20 protein-coding genes are annotated in these 22129 nt (G+C 65.3%); 18 read left to right on the top strand and 2 right to left on the bottom strand.

Features of this window, described 5'->3' with window-relative positions; genetic code table 11:
- The first annotated feature begins 54 nt into the window (after positions 1-54).
- From QCE49_RS03125 to QCE49_RS03060, 14 genes are all read left to right on the top strand, one after another.
- Positions 55-462 (top strand): hypothetical protein, encoded by a 408-nt coding sequence (locus QCE49_RS03125; RefSeq protein ID WP_144403598.1) that lies wholly within the window; start codon positions 55-57, stop codon positions 460-462.
- A 391-nt stretch (positions 463-853) separates the two neighbouring features.
- Positions 854-2980: a glycosyl hydrolase family 18 protein gene (locus QCE49_RS03120; RefSeq protein ID WP_250456544.1), complete on the top strand. Its 2127-nt coding sequence runs from the start codon at positions 854-856 to the stop codon at positions 2978-2980.
- A gap of 78 nt (positions 2981-3058) precedes the next feature.
- Positions 3059-3529, top strand: a complete 471-nt coding sequence (gspG, locus tag QCE49_RS03115; RefSeq protein WP_008351020.1) for a type II secretion system major pseudopilin GspG — start codon at positions 3059-3061, stop codon at positions 3527-3529.
- Between the two features lie 17 nt (positions 3530-3546).
- Complete coding sequence (locus tag QCE49_RS03110; RefSeq protein WP_034474466.1) at positions 3547-4731, top strand: type II secretion system F family protein; 1185 nt, start codon at positions 3547-3549, stop codon at positions 4729-4731.
- Between the two features lie 3 nt (positions 4732-4734).
- Complete coding sequence (locus tag QCE49_RS03105) at positions 4735-6378, top strand: GspE/PulE family protein (RefSeq protein ID WP_250456545.1); 1644 nt, start codon at positions 4735-4737, stop codon at positions 6376-6378.
- Between the two features lie 12 nt (positions 6379-6390).
- On the top strand, positions 6391-7233 hold the full coding sequence (locus tag QCE49_RS03100) for a hypothetical protein (RefSeq protein WP_250456546.1): 843 nt from the start codon (positions 6391-6393) through the stop codon (positions 7231-7233).
- Positions 7230-7976, top strand: a complete 747-nt coding sequence (locus tag QCE49_RS03095) for a hypothetical protein (protein WP_309805699.1) — start codon at positions 7230-7232, stop codon at positions 7974-7976. The genes QCE49_RS03100 and QCE49_RS03095 overlap by 4 nt, the downstream gene beginning before the upstream one ends.
- Positions 7973-8497, top strand: a complete 525-nt coding sequence (locus QCE49_RS03090; protein WP_250456548.1) for a hypothetical protein — start codon at positions 7973-7975, stop codon at positions 8495-8497. Before QCE49_RS03095 ends, QCE49_RS03090 begins: the two co-directional genes overlap by 4 nt.
- Complete coding sequence (locus QCE49_RS03085) at positions 8494-9057, top strand: hypothetical protein (RefSeq protein WP_008351026.1); 564 nt, start codon at positions 8494-8496, stop codon at positions 9055-9057. Before QCE49_RS03090 ends, QCE49_RS03085 begins: the two co-directional genes overlap by 4 nt.
- Positions 9054-11051, top strand: coding sequence for a secretin N-terminal domain-containing protein (locus tag QCE49_RS03080; protein WP_250481505.1), 1998 nt, complete (start codon positions 9054-9056; stop codon positions 11049-11051). The genes QCE49_RS03085 and QCE49_RS03080 overlap by 4 nt, the downstream gene beginning before the upstream one ends.
- 22 nt (positions 11052-11073) lie before the next feature.
- Entirely contained in the window at positions 11074-11541 is a 468-nt protein-coding gene (locus QCE49_RS03075; protein WP_008351029.1) for a type II secretion system protein, read from the top strand.
- A gap of 5 nt (positions 11542-11546) precedes the next feature.
- Positions 11547-11924 carry a type II secretion system protein gene (locus tag QCE49_RS03070; RefSeq protein ID WP_008351031.1) on the top strand — a complete coding sequence of 126 codons (378 nt, stop codon included), beginning with the start codon at positions 11547-11549 and terminating at the stop codon, positions 11922-11924.
- The gene (locus QCE49_RS03065; protein ID WP_008351032.1) at positions 11899-12411 is read left to right on the top strand and encodes a type II secretion system protein; all 513 of its coding nucleotides are present in this window, start codon (positions 11899-11901) and stop codon (positions 12409-12411) included. Before QCE49_RS03070 ends, QCE49_RS03065 begins: the two co-directional genes overlap by 26 nt.
- A gap of 52 nt (positions 12412-12463) precedes the next feature.
- Entirely contained in the window at positions 12464-14512 is a 2049-nt protein-coding gene (locus QCE49_RS03060; RefSeq protein WP_250458227.1) for a glycoside hydrolase family 19 protein, read from the top strand.
- Positions 14513-14565: 53 nt separating this feature from the next.
- On the opposite strand, the gene QCE49_RS03055 is transcribed toward QCE49_RS03060, so the two are convergent.
- Complete coding sequence (locus tag QCE49_RS03055) at positions 14566-15393, bottom strand: lytic transglycosylase domain-containing protein (protein ID WP_250458226.1); 828 nt, start codon at positions 15391-15393, stop codon at positions 14566-14568.
- 163 nt (positions 15394-15556) lie between these two features.
- Here QCE49_RS03055 and QCE49_RS03050 point away from each other — a divergent pair, with 163 nt between their 5' ends.
- On the top strand, positions 15557-16417 hold the full coding sequence (locus QCE49_RS03050; RefSeq protein ID WP_008351040.1) for a 2OG-Fe(II) oxygenase: 861 nt from the start codon (positions 15557-15559) through the stop codon (positions 16415-16417).
- A 43-nt stretch (positions 16418-16460) separates the two neighbouring features.
- Here the strand turns inward: QCE49_RS03050 and QCE49_RS03045 are convergent, their stop codons facing one another.
- On the bottom strand, positions 16461-18023 hold the full coding sequence (locus QCE49_RS03045) for a lytic polysaccharide monooxygenase (protein WP_250458225.1): 1563 nt from the start codon (positions 18021-18023) through the stop codon (positions 16461-16463).
- A gap of 319 nt (positions 18024-18342) precedes the next feature.
- Between QCE49_RS03045 and QCE49_RS03040 the strand changes: the two genes are divergently transcribed.
- The 3 genes from QCE49_RS03040 (at position 18343) to QCE49_RS03030 (ending at position 22128) form a co-directional block, all read left to right on the top strand.
- A complete protein-coding gene (locus QCE49_RS03040) occupies positions 18343-18861 on the top strand; it encodes a spore coat U domain-containing protein (RefSeq protein WP_250458224.1) in 519 nt (172 codons plus the stop codon).
- 104 nt (positions 18862-18965) lie between these two features.
- A complete protein-coding gene (locus QCE49_RS03035; protein ID WP_250458223.1) occupies positions 18966-19691 on the top strand; it encodes a molecular chaperone in 726 nt (241 codons plus the stop codon).
- Positions 19692-19713: 22 nt separating this feature from the next.
- A complete protein-coding gene (locus tag QCE49_RS03030) occupies positions 19714-22128 on the top strand; it encodes a fimbria/pilus outer membrane usher protein (protein WP_250439159.1) in 2415 nt (804 codons plus the stop codon).
- The last annotated feature ends 1 nt before the right edge of the window (position 22129 follow it).

Genomic DNA, 22129 nt, shown 5'->3' with positions numbered 1-22129 from the left:
TTTTTTCAAAGGCGCGGGGCTTTTTAGAAAGCACCCGCGCATATGCACTGTTGCATGGCGCGAAAAATCAATATCCCCTCGGGTCCATTCATGAAAAGTCACTCGCTCTACCATGCCGCATTCGCCGCCTTGATTGCGGCGGAAACGCTTGCTGTGTCTCCCGAAGGTTTCGCGAAAAGCGGCACGGCTAAAATGGACATCGCTCTGACAATCGAAAATGCCTGCTCGATCGTCACGCCCGGCGCTCCTGTCGAAATCGATCAGGCAAGCCGCGTCGCGGTGAATTGCGGCGGGACCAAAACGCCGTATCGCGTCGGCGTCGAAGCGAGATCGGCTTCGGGTGAGGCGCTATCGTTGCAATCGATCGAGCACACGTCTCACGTCAAGGACGCGGCGGCATCGACCAGTGTGTCCGGCAGCGAAAACTATCCACCGATCGTTGCCGTCACGGTTCAGTTCTGACGCACCGATACGCCGATATACCGGCAGGCGATTAAAGCGATCCCGCATACGGACCTGCGGCGCGTTTCACATTCGCATCGCTGCATGCATCAACGATCCATATCGCCGGAATGCCGATTGAAAATAACGGCCCGATGTCGAACTCACGACGTGCATATTCAAATCGACGGTGCCATATTTCGAAGCAGTATTCTTTGCGTCGCGTAAAAAGCACGCCTATAAGAAAACCAGAAGGAAAACTAATCATCAATTTCCAACTTGCTTAGTGGAGAAGCTTGGATTATCAATATATCCGCGTATAGGCGCTTGAAATGCGCGGCGTTTGAGGCAAACAGCTTGACAATGTAGAGAATCGAAACCAACCATAATCGAAACAAAGGAGGCCATTCTCATGAATCGCCTTGTTAAGCATTCCAGAATTAGCGCATTGACGCTGGCATTGCTGGTTGCCTATTCAGTCAGTGCCAATGGCGCCGAGTGGCAGGAAGGGACCACATATTCGGCAGGCGCCACCGTCACTTACAACGGCCACACGTATCAGGCGCTGCAATCGCATACCGCCTACCCCGGCGCGGGATGGACGCCTTCCACCACGCCGACGTTGTGGAAGGATCTCGGCGCAACGGGCGGCACGCCGACGCCGACGCCGACACCGACTCCAACCCCGAGTCCCACGCCGACACCGACTCCAACGCCGACTCCAACACCCACGCCAACGCCAACGCCGACTCCGACTCCGACTCCGACTCCGACGCCCACGCCGACACCGTCGGGCGCCGCGTGTTATGACGCGTGGTCGTCGACGCAGGCTTATGCGACGGCGGGCACGCGCGTGACGTACAACGGCCGCAATTATCGAAACAAGTGGTGGACGCAGGGCGAAAATCCGGCGCAATCCGGGCAATACGGCGTATGGGAAGATCTCGGCGCGTGCTCGGGCGGGCCGTCGCCTGCTCCTGCTCCTGCGCCGACGCCGGTTCCGACACCGACGCCAACACCCGTTCCGACGCCCACGCCCACGCCCACGCCGACGCCGACGCCCACGCCCACGCCGACGCCGACGCCGGTTCCAACACCAACGCCGACGCCCACGCCGGTTCCAACACCGACGCCAACGCCGGTGCCAACGCCGGCCCCAACACCGACGCCGACACCCACACCCACACCCGCACCCTCCCCCTCAGGGGCGCGTGAAATCGGCGGCTACTTCGCGCAGTGGGGCATCTACGACCGCAACTACAAGCTCAAGGACGTCGACACGACCGGCTCTGCCTCGATGCTCACGTTCATCAACTACGCGTTCGGCAACCTCTACCAGAAGAACGGCGGCTACGAGTGCGGCATCATCAACAAGGCCGAGCCGGGCGCGACCAATCCGAACGCCGCGGACGCAGGCACCGGCGGCGACGCCTGGGCCGACTATCAAAAGAACTTCGGCGCCAACGAAGCCGTCAGCGGCAAGGGCGACACCTGGGACTTCCCGACGAACGATCCGCGCTACGGCAAAGCCGGAGCCGGCCCGCTGAAAGGGAACTTCAATCAGCTCAAGCAGTTGAAGGCCAAGCATCCGAACCTGAAGGTGATCATTTCGCTCGGCGGCTGGACCTGGTCGCGATGGTTCGGCAAAGCGGCGGCAACCGACGCGCTGCGCAAGCAGCTCGTGAGCTCGTGCATCGACGTCTACATCAAGGGCAATCTGCCCTATGACGCCGGCTCGAACGCGGGCGGCGACGGCATCGGCGCGGACGTGTTCGACGGCATCGACATCGACTGGGAATTCCCCGGCGGCGGCGGCCAGCCATACAACGCCGTCGATCCGAACGACAAGAAGAACTACACGCTGCTGCTCGCCGAGTTCCGCAAGCAACTCGACGCCATCGGCGCCCAGAACGGCAAGCGCTATCTGCTGACGGTCGCGATCGGCGCGGGCGGCGACAAGATCGCGATGACCGAGCCGGGCGAATACAGCAAGTCGCTCGACTGGATCAACATCATGTCGTACGACTTCCACGGCGGATGGGAAACCAACGGGCCGACCGACTTCCAGGCGCCGCTCTACGGCGACCCCGACAGCCCGAACTACAAGGCGGGCCAGTATGCGCCGACCTATAACGTCGACGGCGCGGTGAAGGCGCTGCTCGCAGGCGGCGTGCCGACATCGAAGATCGTGGTCGGCGTGCCGTTCTACGGACGCGGCTGGACCGGCGTCACCAAGGGTCCGCAAGGCGACGGCCTGTATCAGAAAGCCACCAAGCCCGCGCCGGGCAAGTACGAGGAAGGCATCCAGGACTACCGCCTCCTGAAGAGCGCGGCCGGCACGGTGTACGAGCATCCGGTCGCGAAAACCGCGTACAAGTTCGACGGCACCACCTGGTGGTCCTACGACACGCCCGGAACCATGAAACTCAAGATGGACTACGTGAAAGCGCAGAACCTGCGCGGCTCGTTCGCCTGGGAACTCGACGGCGACGGACCCAACGCCGAGTTGCTGAAAGTGATGAGCGACGGACTGAAGTGATGCTCGACGGGCCGCGCGCGTATCGCCCGACCGGGCAGACGCGCGCGGCGCCGAGATCCGAACCTGCCGGGGGCTGCCATGTATAACCATTTGACGAAGGCTGCCGCACTGAGGGGAAAGCTGACGCAGACCGGCATCGGCTTGCGCCGGCGCGGCTTCACCTTGCTCGAACTGCTGGTGGTGCTGCTCATCATCGCGCTATTGGCGGGCTATGTCGGACCGAAGCTCTTCGGCGAAGTGGGCAAGGCGCGCAGCAAGACGGCGGCATCGCAGATGAAGGGCATCGAAAGCGCGCTCGACCGTTATCGGCTGGACACCGGGCACTATCCGGGCACCGACGCCGGCCTCGCCGCGCTGATGACCAACGTCGGCAACACGTCGGGCTGGGAAGGTCCGTACATGAGCAGCGCGATTCCGAACGATCCGTGGGGCAAGCCGTATATCTATCGATCGCCGGGCGAAGGCGGCAAGGATTACGACCTGATGACCTACGGCGCCGACGGCAAGCCGGGCGGATCGGGCGAGGACGCGGACATCGTCGCCAAATGATCCGCGCGGTGAGCGCCATGCGATATCGCGTACGGGTCGAAAGCGACGGCGGCCAGCAGGAGCTGGAACTCGACGCCGCCGATGACGCCCAGTTGCGCCAGAGCGTCGCCGACATGGGTCTGTCGCTCATCGAAGCGACGCCGCTCGAAAAGCGCAAGGCGGGCTTCACGTTCCGCAAGCCCGTGTTCGAGCGCGCGCTCTTCACGCAAGAGCTGATCGCGCTGCTCGAAGCGGGCCTGAGCCTCGTCGAGACCGTCGAGACATTGCGCGACAAGAGCCGCGACGGGCTCAATCGCACAGTGCTCGCGCAGATCGTTTCCGCGCTCTACGAAGGCGAGCCGCTGTCGCGCGCGCTCGAGCGGCAGCCCGCGCATTTTCCGCCGCTCTACGTCGCGACCGTGGCCTCCGCCGAACAGACCGGCCATCTCGCCGAGGCGCTCAAGCGCTATCACCACTACGACGCGCGGCTCTCCGTGGTGCGCAAGAAAGTCGTGTCGTCGATGGTGTATCCGTCGATCGTCATCGCGACGGGCGCGCTCATCGTCCTGTTTCTCGCGTTCTACGTGATCCCGAAGTTCAGCCAGGTGTTCGCGTCGATGAAGGAGATTCCGTTCTCCGCGCGCGTGATGCTCGCGTGGGGAAATCTCGTCGAGGCGCACGGCGGGCTGCTGCTCGCGGGCGTCGTCGGCGCGATCGTCGGCGCGGGCTTGTCGTTGCGCAGCGAGAAGGTGCGCGCGCGGCTCTTCGAAGCGTTCATGCGGCTGCCGAAGCTCGCGGACTATCAGCGCCTCTTCGCGCTGACGCGCTTCTACCGCACGCTCGGCCTCTTGCTCGCGGGCGGCATGTCGATGGTTACGTCGATGGAACTCGCCGCGCAGGTCTTGCCCGCGCAATTGCAGACGGCGCTCGCGCAGGCGCTCGACGAAATTCGCGCGGGCAAGCCGCTCTCCGGCGCGCTGCCCGCCGCGAACCTGACGACGCCGGTGGCCGAACGGCTCATCCGCGTGGGCGAGCAAAGCGGCGAGCTGGCCGGCATGGTGACGCGCTCGGCCGAGTTTTGCGACGAAGAGCTGGACCGCGCGATCGACACGCTGATGCGCGTGGTCGAGCCCGTCCTGATGCTGGTGGTGGGCAGCATCATCGGGACGATCATCTTCCTGCTCTACATGCCGATCTTCCAACTGGCCGGAGCCGTGGGGTGAATCATGGAACAAGCCGCGCACATCGCGCCCGATACGCGCACGCGCCAGCAGCGATTCTGGGACGATGCCGATCACGATCCCGCCGACTATCTGAATAACGTGACGGCGACGCTCGGCCTGCGCGGCTTCGACGCGCAAGCGCTCGAAACGCTCACGCCGCGCTTCGACCTGCTCTCTTTCGGCGACGCGATGTCGCGCAAGTGCCTGCTCGCCGACGACCCCGGCGCGCACTTGTGGCTCGTGCTCGCCGACCCTTTCGACGCCAACATGCGCGCCTGGGCGATGAACCGCGTGAAGAAGCCCTTCGCGTTCGCGTTCTGCGTGCCCGCCGAACTGATGGCGTACCTCGCGCTGCATGAATCGGCGCATCAGGCGCTCACGCAGATCAGCGTCGAGGGCAAGTCGTCGGCGAGCGCCGATGCGGGCGTCGAGATCACGCTCGCCACGCTCGCCGCCGACGTGCATCCCGTGATCCGGCTCGTCAATTCGTCGCTGTACGACGCGCTGCGGGCCCGCGCATCGGATATCCATATCGAAAGCACGGCGGCGGGACTCGTCATCAAATACCGCATCGACGGCGTGCTGCAGGAAACGGCGAGCGCGCCGGGCATCGACACGGCCGAGCAAGTGCTGTCGCGCCTGAAGGTCATGGCCGATCTCGATATCGGCGAGCGGCGCATTCCGCAGGACGGGCGCTTCAAGGCGATCATCAATCAGCGCGAGATCGATTTTCGCGTCTCGATCATGCCGTCGATCCACGGCGAAGACGCCGTGCTGCGCGTGCTCGACAAGCAACGCGGCGAGGCCGGCGCCACCGCGCTGCGGCTCGATTCGATCGGCCACGAGCCGGAGATCGTCGAGGCGATCCGCACGATCGCGCACGAGCCGTACGGTCTCCTGCTCGTGACCGGGCCGACCGGCTCGGGCAAATCGACGACGCTCTACGCGACGCTCACCGAAATCAATACCGGCGACGAGAAGATCATCACGATCGAAGATCCGGTGGAATACGAGTTGCCGGGCGTGCTGCAAATTCCCATCAACGACAAGAAAGGGCTCACGTTCGCGCGCGGCCTGCGCTCGATCCTGCGGCACGATCCGGACAAGATTCTCGTCGGCGAAATCCGCGATGGCGAAACGGCGGGCATCGCCGTGCAGGCAGCGCTGACCGGCCACCTCGTGCTGACGTCCGTCCACGCGAACAACGTCTTCTCCGTGCTCGACCGCTTCCTGCACATGGGCGTCGACATGCACAGTTTCGTCGACGCGCTGCTCGGCGCGGTCGCGCAACGGCTGATGCGCAAGAACTGCCCGCATTGCGTGCGCGACGACGATCCGCCCGACGACGCGCTGCTGCGCGCTTCGGCGCTCACGCGCGAAGAGATCGCCGGCTGGCGTTTCCGCAAAGGCGCGGGCTGCGAGGCGTGCAGGCGCACGGGCTATCTCGGACGTCAGCCGATCGCGGAAGTGCTGCGCCTGAACGATGCGATCAAGCAATGCTTCGTCGAGCGGCGGCCGATCGTCGAGCTGAAGCAACTCGCGTATCAGAGCGGCTTCGTGCCGCTGCGCGGCATCGCGTTGCGCGCGGTCGCCGACGGACGCACGACGCTCGCCGAAGTCAATCGCGTCACGATGGTCGAAGGCTGACGGGGGCGAATCATGTCGCGTTGGTCGGACCATCTCGAAGCGTTGCGCAGCGTCGCGAAGAAGCGGCCGAAGCTGAATGCGCCGTCGATCAAAACGCCCGCATTCATGAGCCGCACGACGATCTGGATCGACGGACGGCACGCCCGCACGTTCGGCGGCGCGCCGATGCCGCTGTCATCGGCGAACGATGTCGCCGCGGCGCTCAAGGTCATCGAAACGCTCGCGCCGAAGCCCGCGAACCTCGGTCTGCATGCGCTGCGCGTGGTGGTCGGCGCACCGTTCGCGCGCTATCACGCGCTGCCGTGGCAGCCGCTGCCGAAACCGCAGGACTGGGTCGCCGCCGCACGCGTGCAGGCCGTGCAGATGGGCGCGGGCACCGAGGCGTGGCGCTACGCCGTCACCGATGGCGCGTGGGAACAGGGACGCCTCGCCGCCGCGATATCGGAGGCGCTGTGCGCGGGCATCGAGCGTCTGTGCAAGACGCGCAAGCTGCAACTGCTCGGCATCGAGCCGGCGTATACCTTCGCGATGCAGAAGCATGCGGCGCGCATCCGCGACGGCGCGATCGCGATCGTCGCGCTGGAGGAAACGGAGCGTGACGCGGCCATCGCGCATATCGGGCTGCGGCGCGGCGGCGGATGGACGGCCTTCATCGCATTGCCGGTGACGCGCACGCGCGAGGGCGCGCTCGATGGCGTGCTGCGCGACGCGTTCGCGCTCTGCGCCGATACGCCGCCCGAACGCCGCTACGTGATTGGACCGGGCGGACCGGGCGGACCGGACGCGCGCGAGCGCTGGTCGGCCGACGCCGCGCTCGTCGAATGGCTGCCCGCGCCCTGGGATGCCGCGACATGAAAGCGCCCGTCATCGACCTGCATCGTCCCAACCGGCCCGGCGCGGCCGTGGGGCTGCTCGCGCTCGTCGTCGGGATCGTCGCGCTGATCGCGGCGATGCAGTATCGCGACGCGCTCAAGGAACAAGGCGAGGCGCTCGACGAACGCGAGGCGACGATCGCGAAGCAGGAAGCGAAGTTTCATGTGATCAGCAACGCGCATCGCGAGTCCGGCGACGCGCGCATGGCGCAGTTGATGGCGCAGCAGCGCTACGCGACGGAACCGGCGCGCGATCTGATCGAAGGCGGATGGCATCCGAATATCGCGCTGCTGTCGCTGGATTTCGTCACCGCGTCGCGGCAGATCAACATGCAGTTCGAGACGCGCTCGGTCCAGGAAGCGATCTCTTACGCCGACTGGCTTCAGGCGCAGCCCGGCGCGGAAAGCGTCGCGATCAAGCGGCAGATTCAGAAGCCGGGACCGCCGGCGCCATCGGTGGAGACGTCGTTGCAGGTCACGTGGAAGGCGTTCGTCGCGCGCCCGGTGGCGGCTTCGGCGGTTGCGGCCGCTGTTTCGGCATCGGCGGCATCGGCGGCATCGGCGGCATCGCCGGCGGCTTCGGCGGCATCGGCGGCATCGGCGGCATCGGCGGCTTCGGCGGCTTCGGCGGCATCGGCGGCATCGGCGGCTTCCGCCGCTCCGGCCGCATCGCAAGCGCGGCCCCAGGCGAGCCACGCCGCCCATCCGAGCGGAGCGCGCCGATGAACCGCCTCGTCTGGGAACTGCGGCGCGCGCAGTGGCGGCTCGGCACCTTCGGGCTGCTCGCGGTACTGCTCATCGCGGGCGCGGCGATCGTCGCGCTGACCGACATCCTGCCCTTGCATCGCGACATCGGGCAGCGTGAGGCCGATCTGAACGCGCGCGCCGTCCATCTGACGCAACCGCCGCCACCCTCGCCCGACGAAGCCGTCGCGCCGGTCAGCCCCGAGGAGCGTTATTTCGTGTTCCTGCACAGTCTGCATGCGATCGCGGCGAAGAACGGCATCGCGATTCCGCAGATCACGTATCAGCTCGCCGCGCAGGAGAAGGACGATCCGTCGCTGCGGCGCTATGTCGTCGAGACGACGTTCAGCGCCACTTATCTGCAGTTCCGCGGCTTCATGCACGAACTGCGGACGCTGCCGGGCCTGCGCTGCGAACGGCTCACCCTGTCGCGGCCGAATATCGGCGTGACGCAACTGGAGGTGCGCCTGCAATGCGCGTTTCTCGTGGAAGCAACGAAATGAGCCGGCTCGACCTGCGCACCCTGAAGATCTCGCGTCCGGTGCTGGGGCTGATGTTGGCGGCGCTCGCGCTCGTCGTATTCACGTATTTTCGCGGCGGCGACGATACGGCGCCCGAACCGCAACAGTCAGCGGCGACATCGACGGCGAAGCCCGCCGCGCCCGCTTCCGCGCCGCCGGCGGCGAGCGCAGCCGATATCGTCGCGGCGGCCGGACCCGCGCCCATCGATCTCTTTCCGACGCAGAACTGGCAGCCACCGCCGCCGCCTCCGCCGCCCGAACCGCCCAAGCCGTCGAAGCCGCCGCCGCCGCCCGAGCCGCCGCCGCTGCCGTTCGCGGTTCGCTCGCTCTGGCTCGATCAGCAAGGCGTTTTCTATGTGGTCATTTCCGGCGCGAACCGCGAGTTCCCGCTCTGCATGAACTGCCAGAAGAAGGGCTTCCTGCACAAGGGCGACGTGATGCTGAACGCTTATCGCATCGACGACATCAGCCGCCGCGAAGTCCAGTTCACGTACCTGCCGCTGAAGCGCCGGCAGACGCTGTCGCTTGGAGAACTCAAATGAGCCGGCTCAAAGACGTGACGGTCTGCCTGTTGATTCCGCTCATCGCGGCATGCGCGGGGGATCTGCATCGGCAGGATCTGCAAAACCGGCTCGCGGGCATGCCGCCCGACGCCCAGCTCGAACTGCTCGCGCAGCAAAGCGCGCAGTATCCCGACGATCTGGAAATCAGAAGCTGGTATCTCGCGTTGCGGCGCAGGCTGTCGATGGAATACCTGCAACGCGCGACCGTCGCGTACCGCGCGGGCGACGCGGCGCAGGCGCTCGGCTGGGCGCACAAGGCGCAGCAGGCCGCGCCCGGCGACGACAACCCGCGCGAGATGATCGAGTGGATCGAGCGACAGGCGCCGATCGACGCGGAAGTGCGCTACGCCGAATCGGTGCGTCTGGATCAGCCGCAGGCGGCGCTCTCGGCCGTTATCGACGTGCTCGCGAAGCAGCCCGACAACGCGCGCGCGATCCGGCTGCGCGAAGAACTGCTCGCGCCGAAGGGCCAATCGATCGAGCCGAAGCTCAACAAGGACCTCGATCAACCGATCACGGTGCAGTTCCGCGATCAGCCGATCATCAGCATCTTCGAGCTGGTGTCGAACATCACCGGGCTGAACTTCACGTTCGACCGCGAAGTGCAAGCGACCGCGCCGACCACGATCTTCGCGAGCAACACACCCGTCAAGCAGGTGCTGTCGATGGTGCTCCAGGCCAATCAGCTTTCGAGCAAGATCGTGAGCGGCAATTCGATCCTCATCTACCCGAAGCGGCCCGACAAGGAAACCGAGTACAAGGATCTCGTCGTGCGGACGTTCTATCTGCAGAACTCGACGGCGGCGCAGGTGCTCGGCGTGCTCAAGCAGATGGTCAAGACGCGCGACGCCGTGCTCGACGAGCGCACCAACGCGATCATCATGCGCGACGCGCCGGACACGATCAAAGTGGCGGAGCGCATCATCCGCGCGCTCGACGTGACGCCCGCCGAAGTCGTCATCGACGCGCAGGTGCTCGAAGTGTCGTCGTCCGATCTGCTGAACATGGGTATCCAGTATCCGGACCGCATCACGTTCGGGCTCAAGTCCGGCACGATCGACGACGGCACCACGCTGCCCGACAACACCGTCACGCTCGAACAACTGCATAACCTCAACAGCAGCGACGTGCTGGTGCGGATCGGGCCGGTCGGCATCAACTTCCTGCAGACGCACGGCAAGACGCGCACGCTCGCCAATCCGAGCATCCGCGTGCGCAATCGCGAGAAGGCGAAGGTGCTGATCGGCGACCGGCTGCCCGTCGTCACGACGACGCTCTCCAGCAACTTCAGCTCCGAGAGCGTCAACTATCAGGACGTCGGCCTCACGCTGGAAGTCGCGCCGGTGATCGCCAGTCCCGACGAAGTGCAGGTGAAGCTGCGCATGAAAGTGTCGAATGTCACCGACACGATCACGACGTCGACCGGGCTCGTCGCGTACCAGATCGGCACCCGCACCGCCGAAACCGTGATGAGCGTGCGCAACAACGAAACGCAGATGCTCGCGGGCCTGCTCCAGCGCAACGATCGCAGCTCGGGATCGGGCTTGCCGGGACTGAGCCGCCTGCCGATTTTCGACCGCATCTTCGGCTCGCGCGCCGACGACTCGAAGGAAACCGAACTCGTCTTGCTGCTCACGCCGCGCATCGTGCGCAATCAGGCCGTGCCGACGGGCAACGCGATGCAGTTCGATTCGGGCACGGAAACGCGCATCAGCACCGAGCGCGATGTCGTGACCGGCAACGAGAGCTTGCGTCTGCCGCCGCCGGTCGCCGCCGCGCCGGCAGTCGCGGCCGGTGCGGTCGCCGCAGCCCCGCTGCCCGCGCCGCCCGCGCCGCCCGCTCCGTCGGCTCCATCGGCTCCATCCGTGCCGAACGAGCCGCCGAGCGCGCCGCCCATCGCGATCCTGCCGCCGCCCGCGCCGACGCTTCAGTCAACCGGCGAAGCGCAGCGGCTGCCGCGCGAGCAGCCCTGAACCGCGCAGCCGGCCGACGACGATGGAAAAGGGCTTCACGATCATCGAACTGCTGGTCACGCTCGCGATCCTCGCCGCGCTCGCGATGGTCGCCGCGCCCCTCGTGCAGATCGCCGCGCAGCGCAACCGGGAGGACGAGTTCAGGCGCGCGCTGTGGAGCATCCGCGACGCGATCGACGCCTACAAGAAAGCCGGCGACGACGGCAAGATCGACCGTCCCGTCGGCGAGACGGGCTATCCGGCGAAGCTTGCAACGCTCGTCGAAGGCGTCGTCGACAAGACGAGTCCGACGCACGCGCGCATCTACTTCCTGCGCCGCGTGCCGCGCGACCCGATGTGCGACTGCCCGAGCCGCTCCGACGACGCGACCTGGGGCAAGCGCAGCTACGCGAGCCCGCCCGATTCGCCGAGCGAAGGCGACGACGTCTACGACGTCTATTCGCTCTCCGAAGGCACCGGTCTCAACGGCGTTCCCTATCGAAAGTGGTGAGAGCCATGTGGAAGAAGGCGCTGCGCGCATTCACGCTGATCGAGTTGCTGGTCGTGCTGGCGATCATCGCGACCTTGCTCACGCTCGTCGTGCCGCGCTACTTCGGCCAGGCGGACAAGGCGAAGGAAACCGTGCTGCATCAGAACCTCGCCGCGATGCGCGATTCCATCGACCGCTTTCGCGCGGATCAGGGGCGCTATCCGCAATCGCTCGATGAGCTCGTGCAGAAGCGCTATCTGCGCGAGATACCGATGGACCCGGTCGCGGGCAATCGCACCGCATGGACGACCGAGCCGCCCGCCGACGGCACACCCGGCGTCTACAACGTGCGCAGCGGCGCGAAAGGCAAGGGCAAGGATGGCAGCGATTACAGCGCGTGGTGAGCGGCGCGGCGGCGCACGTCGAAAGCGCGAGCGCGGCTTCGGCATGTTGTGGGCGCTGATGTGCGTCGCGCTGATCTCCATCTATCTGATGGCGGTCGGCACCGTATGGACCACGCAAATCCAGCGCGTGAAGGAAGACGAGCTGCTGCGCCGCGGCGACGCGATCCGCCGGGCGATCGAGGCTTACGTCAAGGCCGACAAGAGCGGCGCGTTCCCGAAGCGCTTCGACGATCTGCTGCGCGATCCGCGCGCGTCATACGTGCAGCGCTATCTGCGCGAGGCCTATGCCGATCCGATGACCAACGACGGCCCGTGGCAGGAGATTCGCGGGCCGGACGGCGAGTTATACGGCGTGTACAGCGCATCGAACGAAGCGCCGCTCAAGAAGGACGGATTTTCCGACAGCGATGCGAGCTTCGGGCTGCAGACGAGCATTTCGGAATGGAAGTTCACGTACTACCCGGAAAAGAACATGAGCCGACGGTAGCCGACTTCAATCGTCCGGCGCGCATCCGGACCTTCACGCTGGAGAGACTGAGATGACATCGATTCGAAGAAAGCTGGCATTGCTGCCGGCCGCGCTGATGCTTCAGGCGGGTCTGACGTTCGCGCAGCAGGCCTGGACCGAGGGCACGACCTATTCGGCGGGCACGACAGTCACGTACAACGGACGCGTCTATCAGGCTTTGCAGACGCATACGGCTTATCCCGGCGCGGGATGGAATCCGGCTGCGTCGCCGACGTTGTGGAAGGATGTCGGCGCGGCGGGGACGCCTGCGCCGGCTCCGGCTCCGACGCCTGTGCCGGTTCCTGCTCCGGTTCCGGTTCCGACTCCGACGCCTGTTCCGACGCCCGCGCCGACGCCGACGCCGGTTCCGACACCAACGCCGACACCAACGCCAACGCCAACGCCGACACCAACACCGTCCGGCTGCTACACGGCGTGGTCCGCGAGTCAGGTTTATGCGCAGGCGAACACGCGCGTGACGTACAACGGGCGGAACTATCGAAACAAGTGGTGGACGCAGGGCGACAATCCCGCGCAATCGGGCGCGTATGGCGTGTGGGAAGACCTCGGCGCGTGCAGCGGCGCAACGCCGAGCCCGACGCCCGTTCCTACGCCTGTTCCTACGCCTGTTCCTGCGCCTGTTCCTGCGCCGACGCCTGTTCCGACTCCAACGCCCACGCCGACTCCGGTGCCGGTGCCCACGCCGACGCCGACGCCCGTACCTGTGCCCACTCCGGTTCCGACGCCAACGCCAACGCCAACCCCAACGCCAACTCCAACCCCAACGCCAACGCCAACGCCAACGCCCGCGTCCTACAAACCTCAAATCACCTACATCCCCGCGCCCGCCGATTACCCGACGCAGGCCCAGTTCAACGCGTCCGAGAAAGCGCTGATCGACCAATCCGGCGGCCAGATCGCGACGCTGCGCGACGCCCTGCGCGTGCTGCCCGACGACGAAGTCAACGCCGTCGTGCCGAAACGCGCCGCCAATCCGTCGAACGTGAAGCGCGTCGAAGCGATCATCCCCGAAGCGAAGTTCGACGCGCTCTTCCCTGTACGCAACATCGCTTATTCGTACGTGAACTTCCTGCGCGGCATCGCTAAATTCCCGGCCTACTGCGGCGACTACACGGACGGACGCGACGCCGACGCCATCTGTCGCAAGCTGCTCGCCACATCGTTCGCGCACTTCGTGCAGGAAACCGGCGCGAACTGGAATTCGCTGACGCCGGCGCAAGCGCGCTCGAACGACGCCGAGCACAACAACCCGGTACTCGCGACGATGCCGCAAAACACGCCGATTCCCTTCTGGCAGCAAGGGCTGTGGTTCCTGCGCGAATCGGGATACACGGAAGGCTCGGCGGTCGGCGCGTATCAGCAGTGCATCCCCGGCTCGCACGCGACGAACTGGATCTTCTATCCGTGCGCGAAGAATGCCTCGGGCAAGTATCTCGACTACTTCGGGCGCGGCGCGAAGCAGCTCTCGTGGAACTACAACTTCGGCCCGTTCTCGCAGGCGCTGTATGGCGACGTCAACATCCTGCTCGACAATCCCGGACGCGTCGCCGATACGTGGCTCAACTTCGCATCCGCGATCTGGTTCGCCGTGACGCCGCAAACGCCCAAGCCGCCGATGACCTGGGCCGTCGACGGAACCTGGAAACCGAACGCCGTCGATATCGGCAACAACATGAAGCCGGGCTTCGGCGCGACGGTGTTCATCATCAACGGCGGGATCGAGTGCGGCGGCGGCGGCGCGGAAAAATCGCAGGTGACGAACCGCATCAACGCGTACAAGGAGTTCACGCGCGAGCTGGGCGTGACCATTCCCGCCGACGAACCGCTCGGCTGCGCCAACATGAAAGGCTTCAACGAAGGCTCGGCCGCCGCGATCAAGGCGTATCTCGACAAGGACTATTCGTGGATCAACGGCAAGCCGGCGACGGGATGCAAGCTGGTCGACTATCAGATGCCCTTCTCGCTCATCAATCCGGGCGATTACAAGGCGTGCACGGACTACTTCTTCCGCGGCAAGGTGACATACAACGGCAAGGTCGAAGTCGACAACACGAAGTAAGCGCCGGCGCGTTCCCTCGCGGCAACATCCGCGCGAGGGAACGCGTGAAGCGTTCAGTGCCCGTCGCGATAACGCGCGGCGAGCGTCTTCACGCGCGACACATACGTGCGCGTCTCGTTGTATGGCGGCACGCCGTTGTAGCGATCGACGGCCGCCTCGCCGCTGTTGTACGCGGCCAGCGCGAGATCGAGATTGTTGTTGAAGCGCCTGAGCAGCCACGACAGATACTGCACGCCGCCGCGAATGTTTTGCGCCGCGTCGAACGGATCGCCGACGTTGAAGCGCGTCGCCGTCGCCGGCATCAGTTGCATGAGGCCCTGCGCGCCCGCGCGGGAGATCGCGTTCGCGCGATACGCCGATTCCGCGTGAATCACCGCGCGCACGAGCGCGCTGTCGACGTTGAACGACGCGGCGGCGGCATCGATTTCGCGTCCGTAGGAACGCGTGTCGAGCGCGAGCCCGGCAACGTTGACGTCATCGCCGGGCGAGCACAGATTGCACGTCTCCATGAAACGCAACTCGATGACCGTTACGTTCGCCGCAACGCCGGCCGGTTTCCTGGACACGAAGTGGCGCACGCCGTCTTCGACATAGCTGTAGATGCGCGCCGTGGTCTGACGTCGCGTGAGCGGCGCGGCGGGCGGCGCGGCCGACGCCATCGATGCGGATGACGGGGCAGGCGGCGTCCACTGCCAGTTCATGTTCACGCGGATGCACTTTGCGTTTTCGATGCGCGTGCTGACATACGTGACCGTGTTGTCATCGGACTCGCAGCGCAGCATCGACGCGGCGCGCGCTCGCTCGCCAAGCGCGAGGCATCCGATTGCCAGCAACAAGGCGATCACAGGGCGGCCTTCGATCCTCAACGATGCGCTTCGCATGGCGCGATTCATCCCTCATCCGACACGGCCCGATGCCGCGCCTTGAGAAAGCATAGTTCGCTTTGCGCGAGCCGCGCGGCTGTTTCAATCGCGCCGTTGTTATTCAGATGCTTTTGTGCTTCCATGAAAGGACCGATCGTTTAGTGATACTCGGAAAGCCGCCATGAGCACGATTCCCCGCTTCGATTCGACATGGAAGAACTGGCTCGACGACAACATCCGCCGCGGCTGCACGCATCAGTCGCTGATCGACGCGATGATCGCCGCCGCGTTCCATCCGAACACCGCGCGCCTGCTGCTCGCGCGCCATCTTGCCGGCGACGCGCCTCAAGCCGACGATGAAACATCGCCCGACTATCTCTACGGCACGCCGATGCTGCCGCAGGCGCGCGTGCTGACCGCGAGCGATCGATCCGCGCCCAAGGTCTTCAGCAGCGAACAGCCGGTGATCGCGCTCGTCGCCGACGTGCTCGACGACACCGAATGCGACCGGCTGATCGAGATCGGCCGCGAGCATGTGCAGCGCTCGTCCGTCGTCGATCCGGATTCGGGCAAGGAGATCACCATCGAAGAACGCAGGAGCGAAGGCGCGTTCGTCAATGCATCGACGGATGCGCTCGTCGAAACGATCGACCGAAGGATCGCCGAACTGTTTCGCCAGCCGGTAGAGAACGGCGAGGATCTGCATATCCTTCGATACGGCATGGGCGGCGAATATCGCCCGCATTACGACTACTTCCCCGAAGAGCAGGCCGGCAGCAAACATCACATGCAGCGCGGCGGGCAGCGCATCGCGACGGTCATCCTCTATCTCAACGAAGTCGAGCAAGGCGGCGACACGACGTTTCCGGACATCGGACTCGCGATTCATCCGCGGCGCGGCAGCGCGCTCTATTTCGAATACGTCAACGAACTCGGACAAAGCGATCCAAAAACGCTGCACGCGGGCACGCCCGTCGAAAAAGGCGAGAAGTGGATCGCGACGAAGTGGATCCGGCGCGGGCGTTTTCGCGCTGAAGCATGAGACTTGCGCGACGCCTCGATGCGGGCGCCGCGCTCCCCCTCTCTCATTTGCAGGCTCCGACTTTTTCCCAGGCGCCGTCCGAGTTCGTCGCCGGATCGGCGTTGGCGCTCCACCACTTGTTGCGATAGTTCATGCCGTTGTAGCTGACCGTCGTGCCCGCGGTCGCGTAAGTCTTGCTCGCGCTCCACGGCGCGGCGCACGCGAGCAACGTCTGTCCCGAACACGCGCCCAGGTCCTGCCACGATTTGCCGCTGCCCGAATTGCGCGAGGGATCGTCGGAGTTCTCCCAGCGCGCGCTGTAGTTGCGGCCACTCACCGATACGTTTTCCTTCGCCTTGTAGATCGTGCCCGACTGCCACGCGATGGCGCATGTCGCGCCTCCTGCGCTGGGTGAGGGGGCGGGGGTTGGTGTCGGCGTTGGCGCCGGTGCGGGCGTAGGCGTAGGTGTTGGCGTTGGCGTTGGCGTTGGCGTGGGCGTTGGCGTCGGCGTCGGCGTTGGCGTTGGCGTTGGCGTTGGCGTTGGCGTTGGCGTTGGCGTTGGCGTTGGCGTGGGCGTGGGCGTGGGCGTGGGCGTGGGCGTGGGCGTTGGCGTGGGCGTTGGCGTGGGCGTTGGCGTGGGCGCAGGTGAAGGCGTCGGCGTCGGTGAAGGCGCGGGTGCCGGCGCGCCGGTGTAATCGACCGCGAAGTTGTAGTCCTGCGGACTGTCGACGTAGATGCGGTTCGCCGACATCGTCTTCTGCGGCACGATGTTGCCGTTGTTGTCGATCAGCCCCAGCCGCACATGCTTCGCATCCGAGTTGACCTTCTGCGCCATCGCATACACCCAGTCCGCAGCGGCCGTCGTCTGCGCCGTCACCGTATAGCTGATCGATTCCAGATCGTGCCCGTCCGCATCGAAGACCCGCAGCGTGATCTTCATGCCTGCCGGTTGATCCAGCGCGGTCGTCGGGATCGGACGCATCTCGCGCCAGGTCGTGCGCGCGCCGTTGATGACCACGTCGCTGCACGCATAGAACGCTTCGGCGCTGTCGTTGCGCTGCCAGATCGTGTAAATGATCCGCCTGCCCGTTTTGCCCGCGGGCAGCTTGCATTGCAGCTTGTAGCGCCCGTTGTCGAGCGTCGCGCTGTTGAGTTCGCAGAACGGCTTGCTGTCGAGATCGGACCATTTCAACGGCTGATTGAAATCGTAGCCGTCCGAGGTCATGTACATCTGGAAGTAGCGCGTGACGTGCGGCGCGGTCGCGTACCAGACGAATGTGTAGTTTCCGCTCAGATCGGCCGAGATCGTCGTGGCCGGCCAGTCGCTTCGGCCGAGATCCAGACCGTAGTAGTTGGTCTTGCCGCCGCTGCACAGATGCCCGTCGGGCACGAAAGCCTTGTGATCGCCATTGGGCAGTTGATTCACGCCAGCCCAGTCGTACAGAAACGACGGCCCCGCCACCGCGACCGCAGCCTTGCACGGCGCCGACGTCGGGCTTTCCGGGCCCTCGAGGTAGCACGAATAGACGCGGCTGATCGGCGTCTCGATCGTACCGTGCGCCGACACCGCACACGGCACGGCCAACGGAAGCAGCACGAACCTCAATTTCCACTTCTCAGCGAACATGACAATCCCCTTTTTTGATTTGCTTCGCATATCTAATTCAAATGGTCGAACCGCGCCCGATCGCTCTTCATTCTAGAAGGCGCAATCGGGATGAGTTAGCACGAAGATGCTCCGTGCCGGCAGCCAGTGATTCGCGGCACGCATCAATCTCAATAACGCCCGCGACATGACCACAACAAGCGAAACACCGCGCCTGCCTATCTCAATTAAGAGTCGTCTCATTCAGTCTTAATCGCGTATTCCCTATGATTCATCCATGTCCTCGCGACGCCAGCGCGATTCAGCATCAGTCATCTTTTCGATCTCAGGAGTGTTCCTCATGCGTAACCTGTTCAAGAAAGCCGCCGTCATTGCCATCGTTGCAAGCGCCGCCACGCTCGGCGCCGTCGGTTCGCAGAATGCATTCGCCGCCACGAGCAAGACTGCGACTTTCGACGTCACGCTGACGGTTCAGGACGATTGCTCGATCGCCGCCAATCCGCTGGATTTCGGCAGCACCGGCGTGCTCACGCAGAACATCGATCAAAACGCCAGCCTGTCGGTCACCTGCACCAAGGGCACGCCCTACACCGTCGCCCTCGACGCGGGCACCGCCACCGGTTCGGCCATATCGGATCGCAAGATGGGCAACGCAGCAGGCGACGCATTCGTCTCGTTCAACCTGTATCGCGATATCGCCCGCACGCAGGTCTGGGGCAACACGGTGGACACCGACACGGTCGCGGGCACCGGCGACGGCGGCGCGCAAACCATCCCGGTCTATGGCCGCGTGCCGACGCAGAACACGCCCGCGGCTGGCGCGTATTCGTCGACCATCACCGCGACGGTCGTGTTCTAAACCTCGCATCGCGCTGCAAGCATCTCGCACTCAGCGCGACGCTTGCTTGTTCGCAGATAAATCTATATCAATGGGATAGTCGGGATGACATAAGGAGACCGACGATGCCCACCTTGCTACCGCGCGCCTGCGCGGTTTTTCTCTTTCTGCAATGCTCCGCGACGCTCGCCGCTTCATTGCAAATCTCCCCGGTAACGATCCAGCTCACTGCCGCGGAGAACGGCAAAGTCATCAACCTGAGCAACGGCGGCGACGAACCGATCCACGCTCAAGTGCGCGCGTTCGTCTGGGATCAGGCCGATGAACAGGACAAGCTGACGCCGACGCGCGAGATCGTCGCGAGCCCGCCTATCGCCGAAGTGGCCGCGGGCGGACAGCAGGTCATCCGCGTGATTCGCGCGAGCATGGAGCCGTTGCAGCAGGAGCGCGCGTATCGTCTGCTCATCGATGAATTGCCGCCGGAAGGCGCGACCGCCGGTGCGAACGTTCAGTTTCGCTTTCGATATTCTGTACCACTATTTATTTCGCCAGCCGGTGAAGCGGGCAAGCCGAAGCTGCAATGGAGCATCGTCGAGAGAAACGGCAAGCCGTTTCTGCTCGTCTCGAACAGCGGGGCGATCCATGCGCAGTTGAGCGCGGTATCGCTGAAAAACGGCGGCGCGGACATTCCGATTTCCGCGGGCCTGCTCGGCTACGTCCTGCCGGGCCGCGTGCGCGCGTGGGCGCTGCCCGCCGCCGCGAGCGCCTTGCGCGGCAAGCCGGCGGACGTCGCGGCGACGGTCAACGGCTCGGCCGTCACGGAGCGGCTCGGCGAGAGCGGCGGACCTTGATCGCTTGCGCATCGCCGCGAGCATGTCCTCGTCCGCCGACACTGCCAGGAAGACGCCGGGCCGGAAAGCTCGCGTCGCGCTGACGCTCGTTCTCGTGTCGGAAGCGGCGATCGCGCAGGTCGACATCACCGGCGGCGGCTCGCCCGCCGAACTGCCGAGCCTCTCGGGCGCAGCGCGCGGGGAGCCCTTCGGCGCGTTCGCCGAAACGAATCAGCAACTCGTGCTCGAGATCGTCATCAACGGAACGAATCTCGGCGAGCCGTCGGAGTTCGAACTGCGTCACGGTCAGCTCTATGCCGAGCCGCGCACGCTCGAAGCCGCGGGCATCCGCGTGAGCGATTTGAAACCGGACGCCGATGGCTGGCTCGCGCTGTCGTCGATTCCCGGCTTGCGCGCGACGTATGCGCCCGCGCGCCAGCAGGCGATTCTCGACGTCGACGAAGCGCGCCAGACCACACGCAAGATCGGCTACACGCTGCCGGTCACGCCGAAGGCGACGTCAGGCACCGGCTTCCTGATGAACTACGACGTGAGTTACACGCGCGAATACGGCGAAGACAGCGAAAACAGCATCGGCGTGTGGAGCGAGCAGCGCCTCTTCACGCCCTTCGGCGTGTTCGACAACACCGGCACCTGGATCAACGCGGACGGCGGCTCGAACCGATACACGCGGCTCGACACGAACTGGAGCTACTCGAATCCCGCGAAACTTTTCACGATGACGGTCGGCGATTCGGTATCGGGATCGCTGCCGTGGTCGCGCTCCGTGCGCTTCGGCGGATTCCAGATCCAGCGCGACTTCACGCTGAGGCCCGACCTCATCACGTTTCCCCTGCCGATGTTCTCCGCCTCGGCCGCCGTGCCTTCCGCCGTCGATCTCTACGTCAACGGCCTGCGCCAGTACAGCGGCGAAGTCGCGCCCGGGCCGTTCCAGATCGCGCAGGCGCCGAGCCTGAACGGCGCGGGCGTCGCACAAATCGTCGTCACCGATGCGCTCGGTCGCCGCGTCACGACGAGCGTGCCGCTCTATATCGATGCGCGGCTCTTGTCGAAGGGATTGTTCAACTATTCGTTCGAACTCGGCTTCCTGCGCGACAACTACACGGTCGAGTCTTTCGACTACGAGCGTTCGCCCATCTATAGCGGCGTGTTCAGCTATGGCGTCAGCGACTGGCTGACCTTGCAGGCGCACGCCGAAGGCGGCCAGGGACTCGTCAACGGCGGCGCGGGCGCGGTCATCGGCACCGGCGGCTTCGGCGTGTTCAGCACGGCGGCGGCCGCGAGCAAGGTCGACGGTATGACCGGTTCGCTCTACAGCCTCGGCTATCAGTACATCGGGCCGAAGTTTTCCGTCAGTCTGCAGGGCACGCAGGCGTCGAGCGGCTATCGCGATGTCGCGTCGCTTACGGGCACGTCGACGTTTCAGCATGTCTATCAGGCGACGGCGTCGGTTTCGTTCCTGCGCACGCAATCGGCGACGATGAGCTATGTCGATTCCGAGGACAGCTTTTCCGGGCACGCGCGCGTCCTCACGCTCGCGTACAACGCGCAGTTCGGGCGGCGCTGGTCGCTCTTCGCGACGGCGTACCGCGACTTCCTGCAGAAGAACGTGTGGGGCGGATCGATCGGCGTGACGGTCGCGCTCGGCGGCAACATGGCGGTCAGCACGACGCTCGCGCAATCGGGCGGCCACTCGACGGCGGACGTCACCGCGTCGCGTCCGGCCGATTTCAGCGGCGGATGGGGCTGGACGGTGCAGGCGGGCGCGGGCGCGGATTATCGGCATGGGTTCGCGGGCGCGAACTATCGGGCGAGCTTCGGGGAATTCCAGGCGACGGCGCAGCGCTTCAACGGCACGACGACGGGCACCGCCGAGATGACCGGCGCGATCGCCATCATGGACGGCGCGGTGCTGCCCGCGCGCACGATCACGGATGGCTTCGCGCTCGTCTCCACCGACGGCGTCGCGGGCGTGCCGGTGAGCCAGGAGAACCGCAAGGTCGGCGTCACGAATTCGGGCGGCCATCTGCTGGTGCCGGATCTGCAGTCGTATCAGCGCAATCAGATCGCGATCGATCCGCTCGCCTTGCCCGCCGATGCACGTATCGAAACGACGAAGCTCAACGTCGCGCCGGAACGGCGCTCGGGCGTGCTCGCGCGCTTCGGGATGTCGCGGTATCAGGGCGCGTCGGTGAGTTTCGTCGATGCGGGCGGCGCGCCGATCAAGGAAGGCGCCGCCGCGACCAACGAGAGCACGGGCGAAACGGCGATCGTCGGCTTCGACGGCCTCGCGTTCTTCAACAAGCTCGACGCCGCCAACACGGTGACGATTCGCGGACACGGCGCGAGCTGTTCCGCGCAGGTGCCGTTCGACGCCGCGTCGTCACACGAGTTGCCGCAGATCGGGCCGTTCGTCTGTCGCGGCAACGGAGGATGAA

This window comes from Caballeronia sp. LZ008 (assembly GCF_031451435.1).
Classification (GTDB): domain Bacteria; phylum Pseudomonadota; class Gammaproteobacteria; order Burkholderiales; family Burkholderiaceae; genus Caballeronia; species Caballeronia zhejiangensis.
The sequence above is the reverse complement of the archived record's forward strand: the minus strand, read 5'-3'. Positions and strand labels throughout refer to the sequence as shown.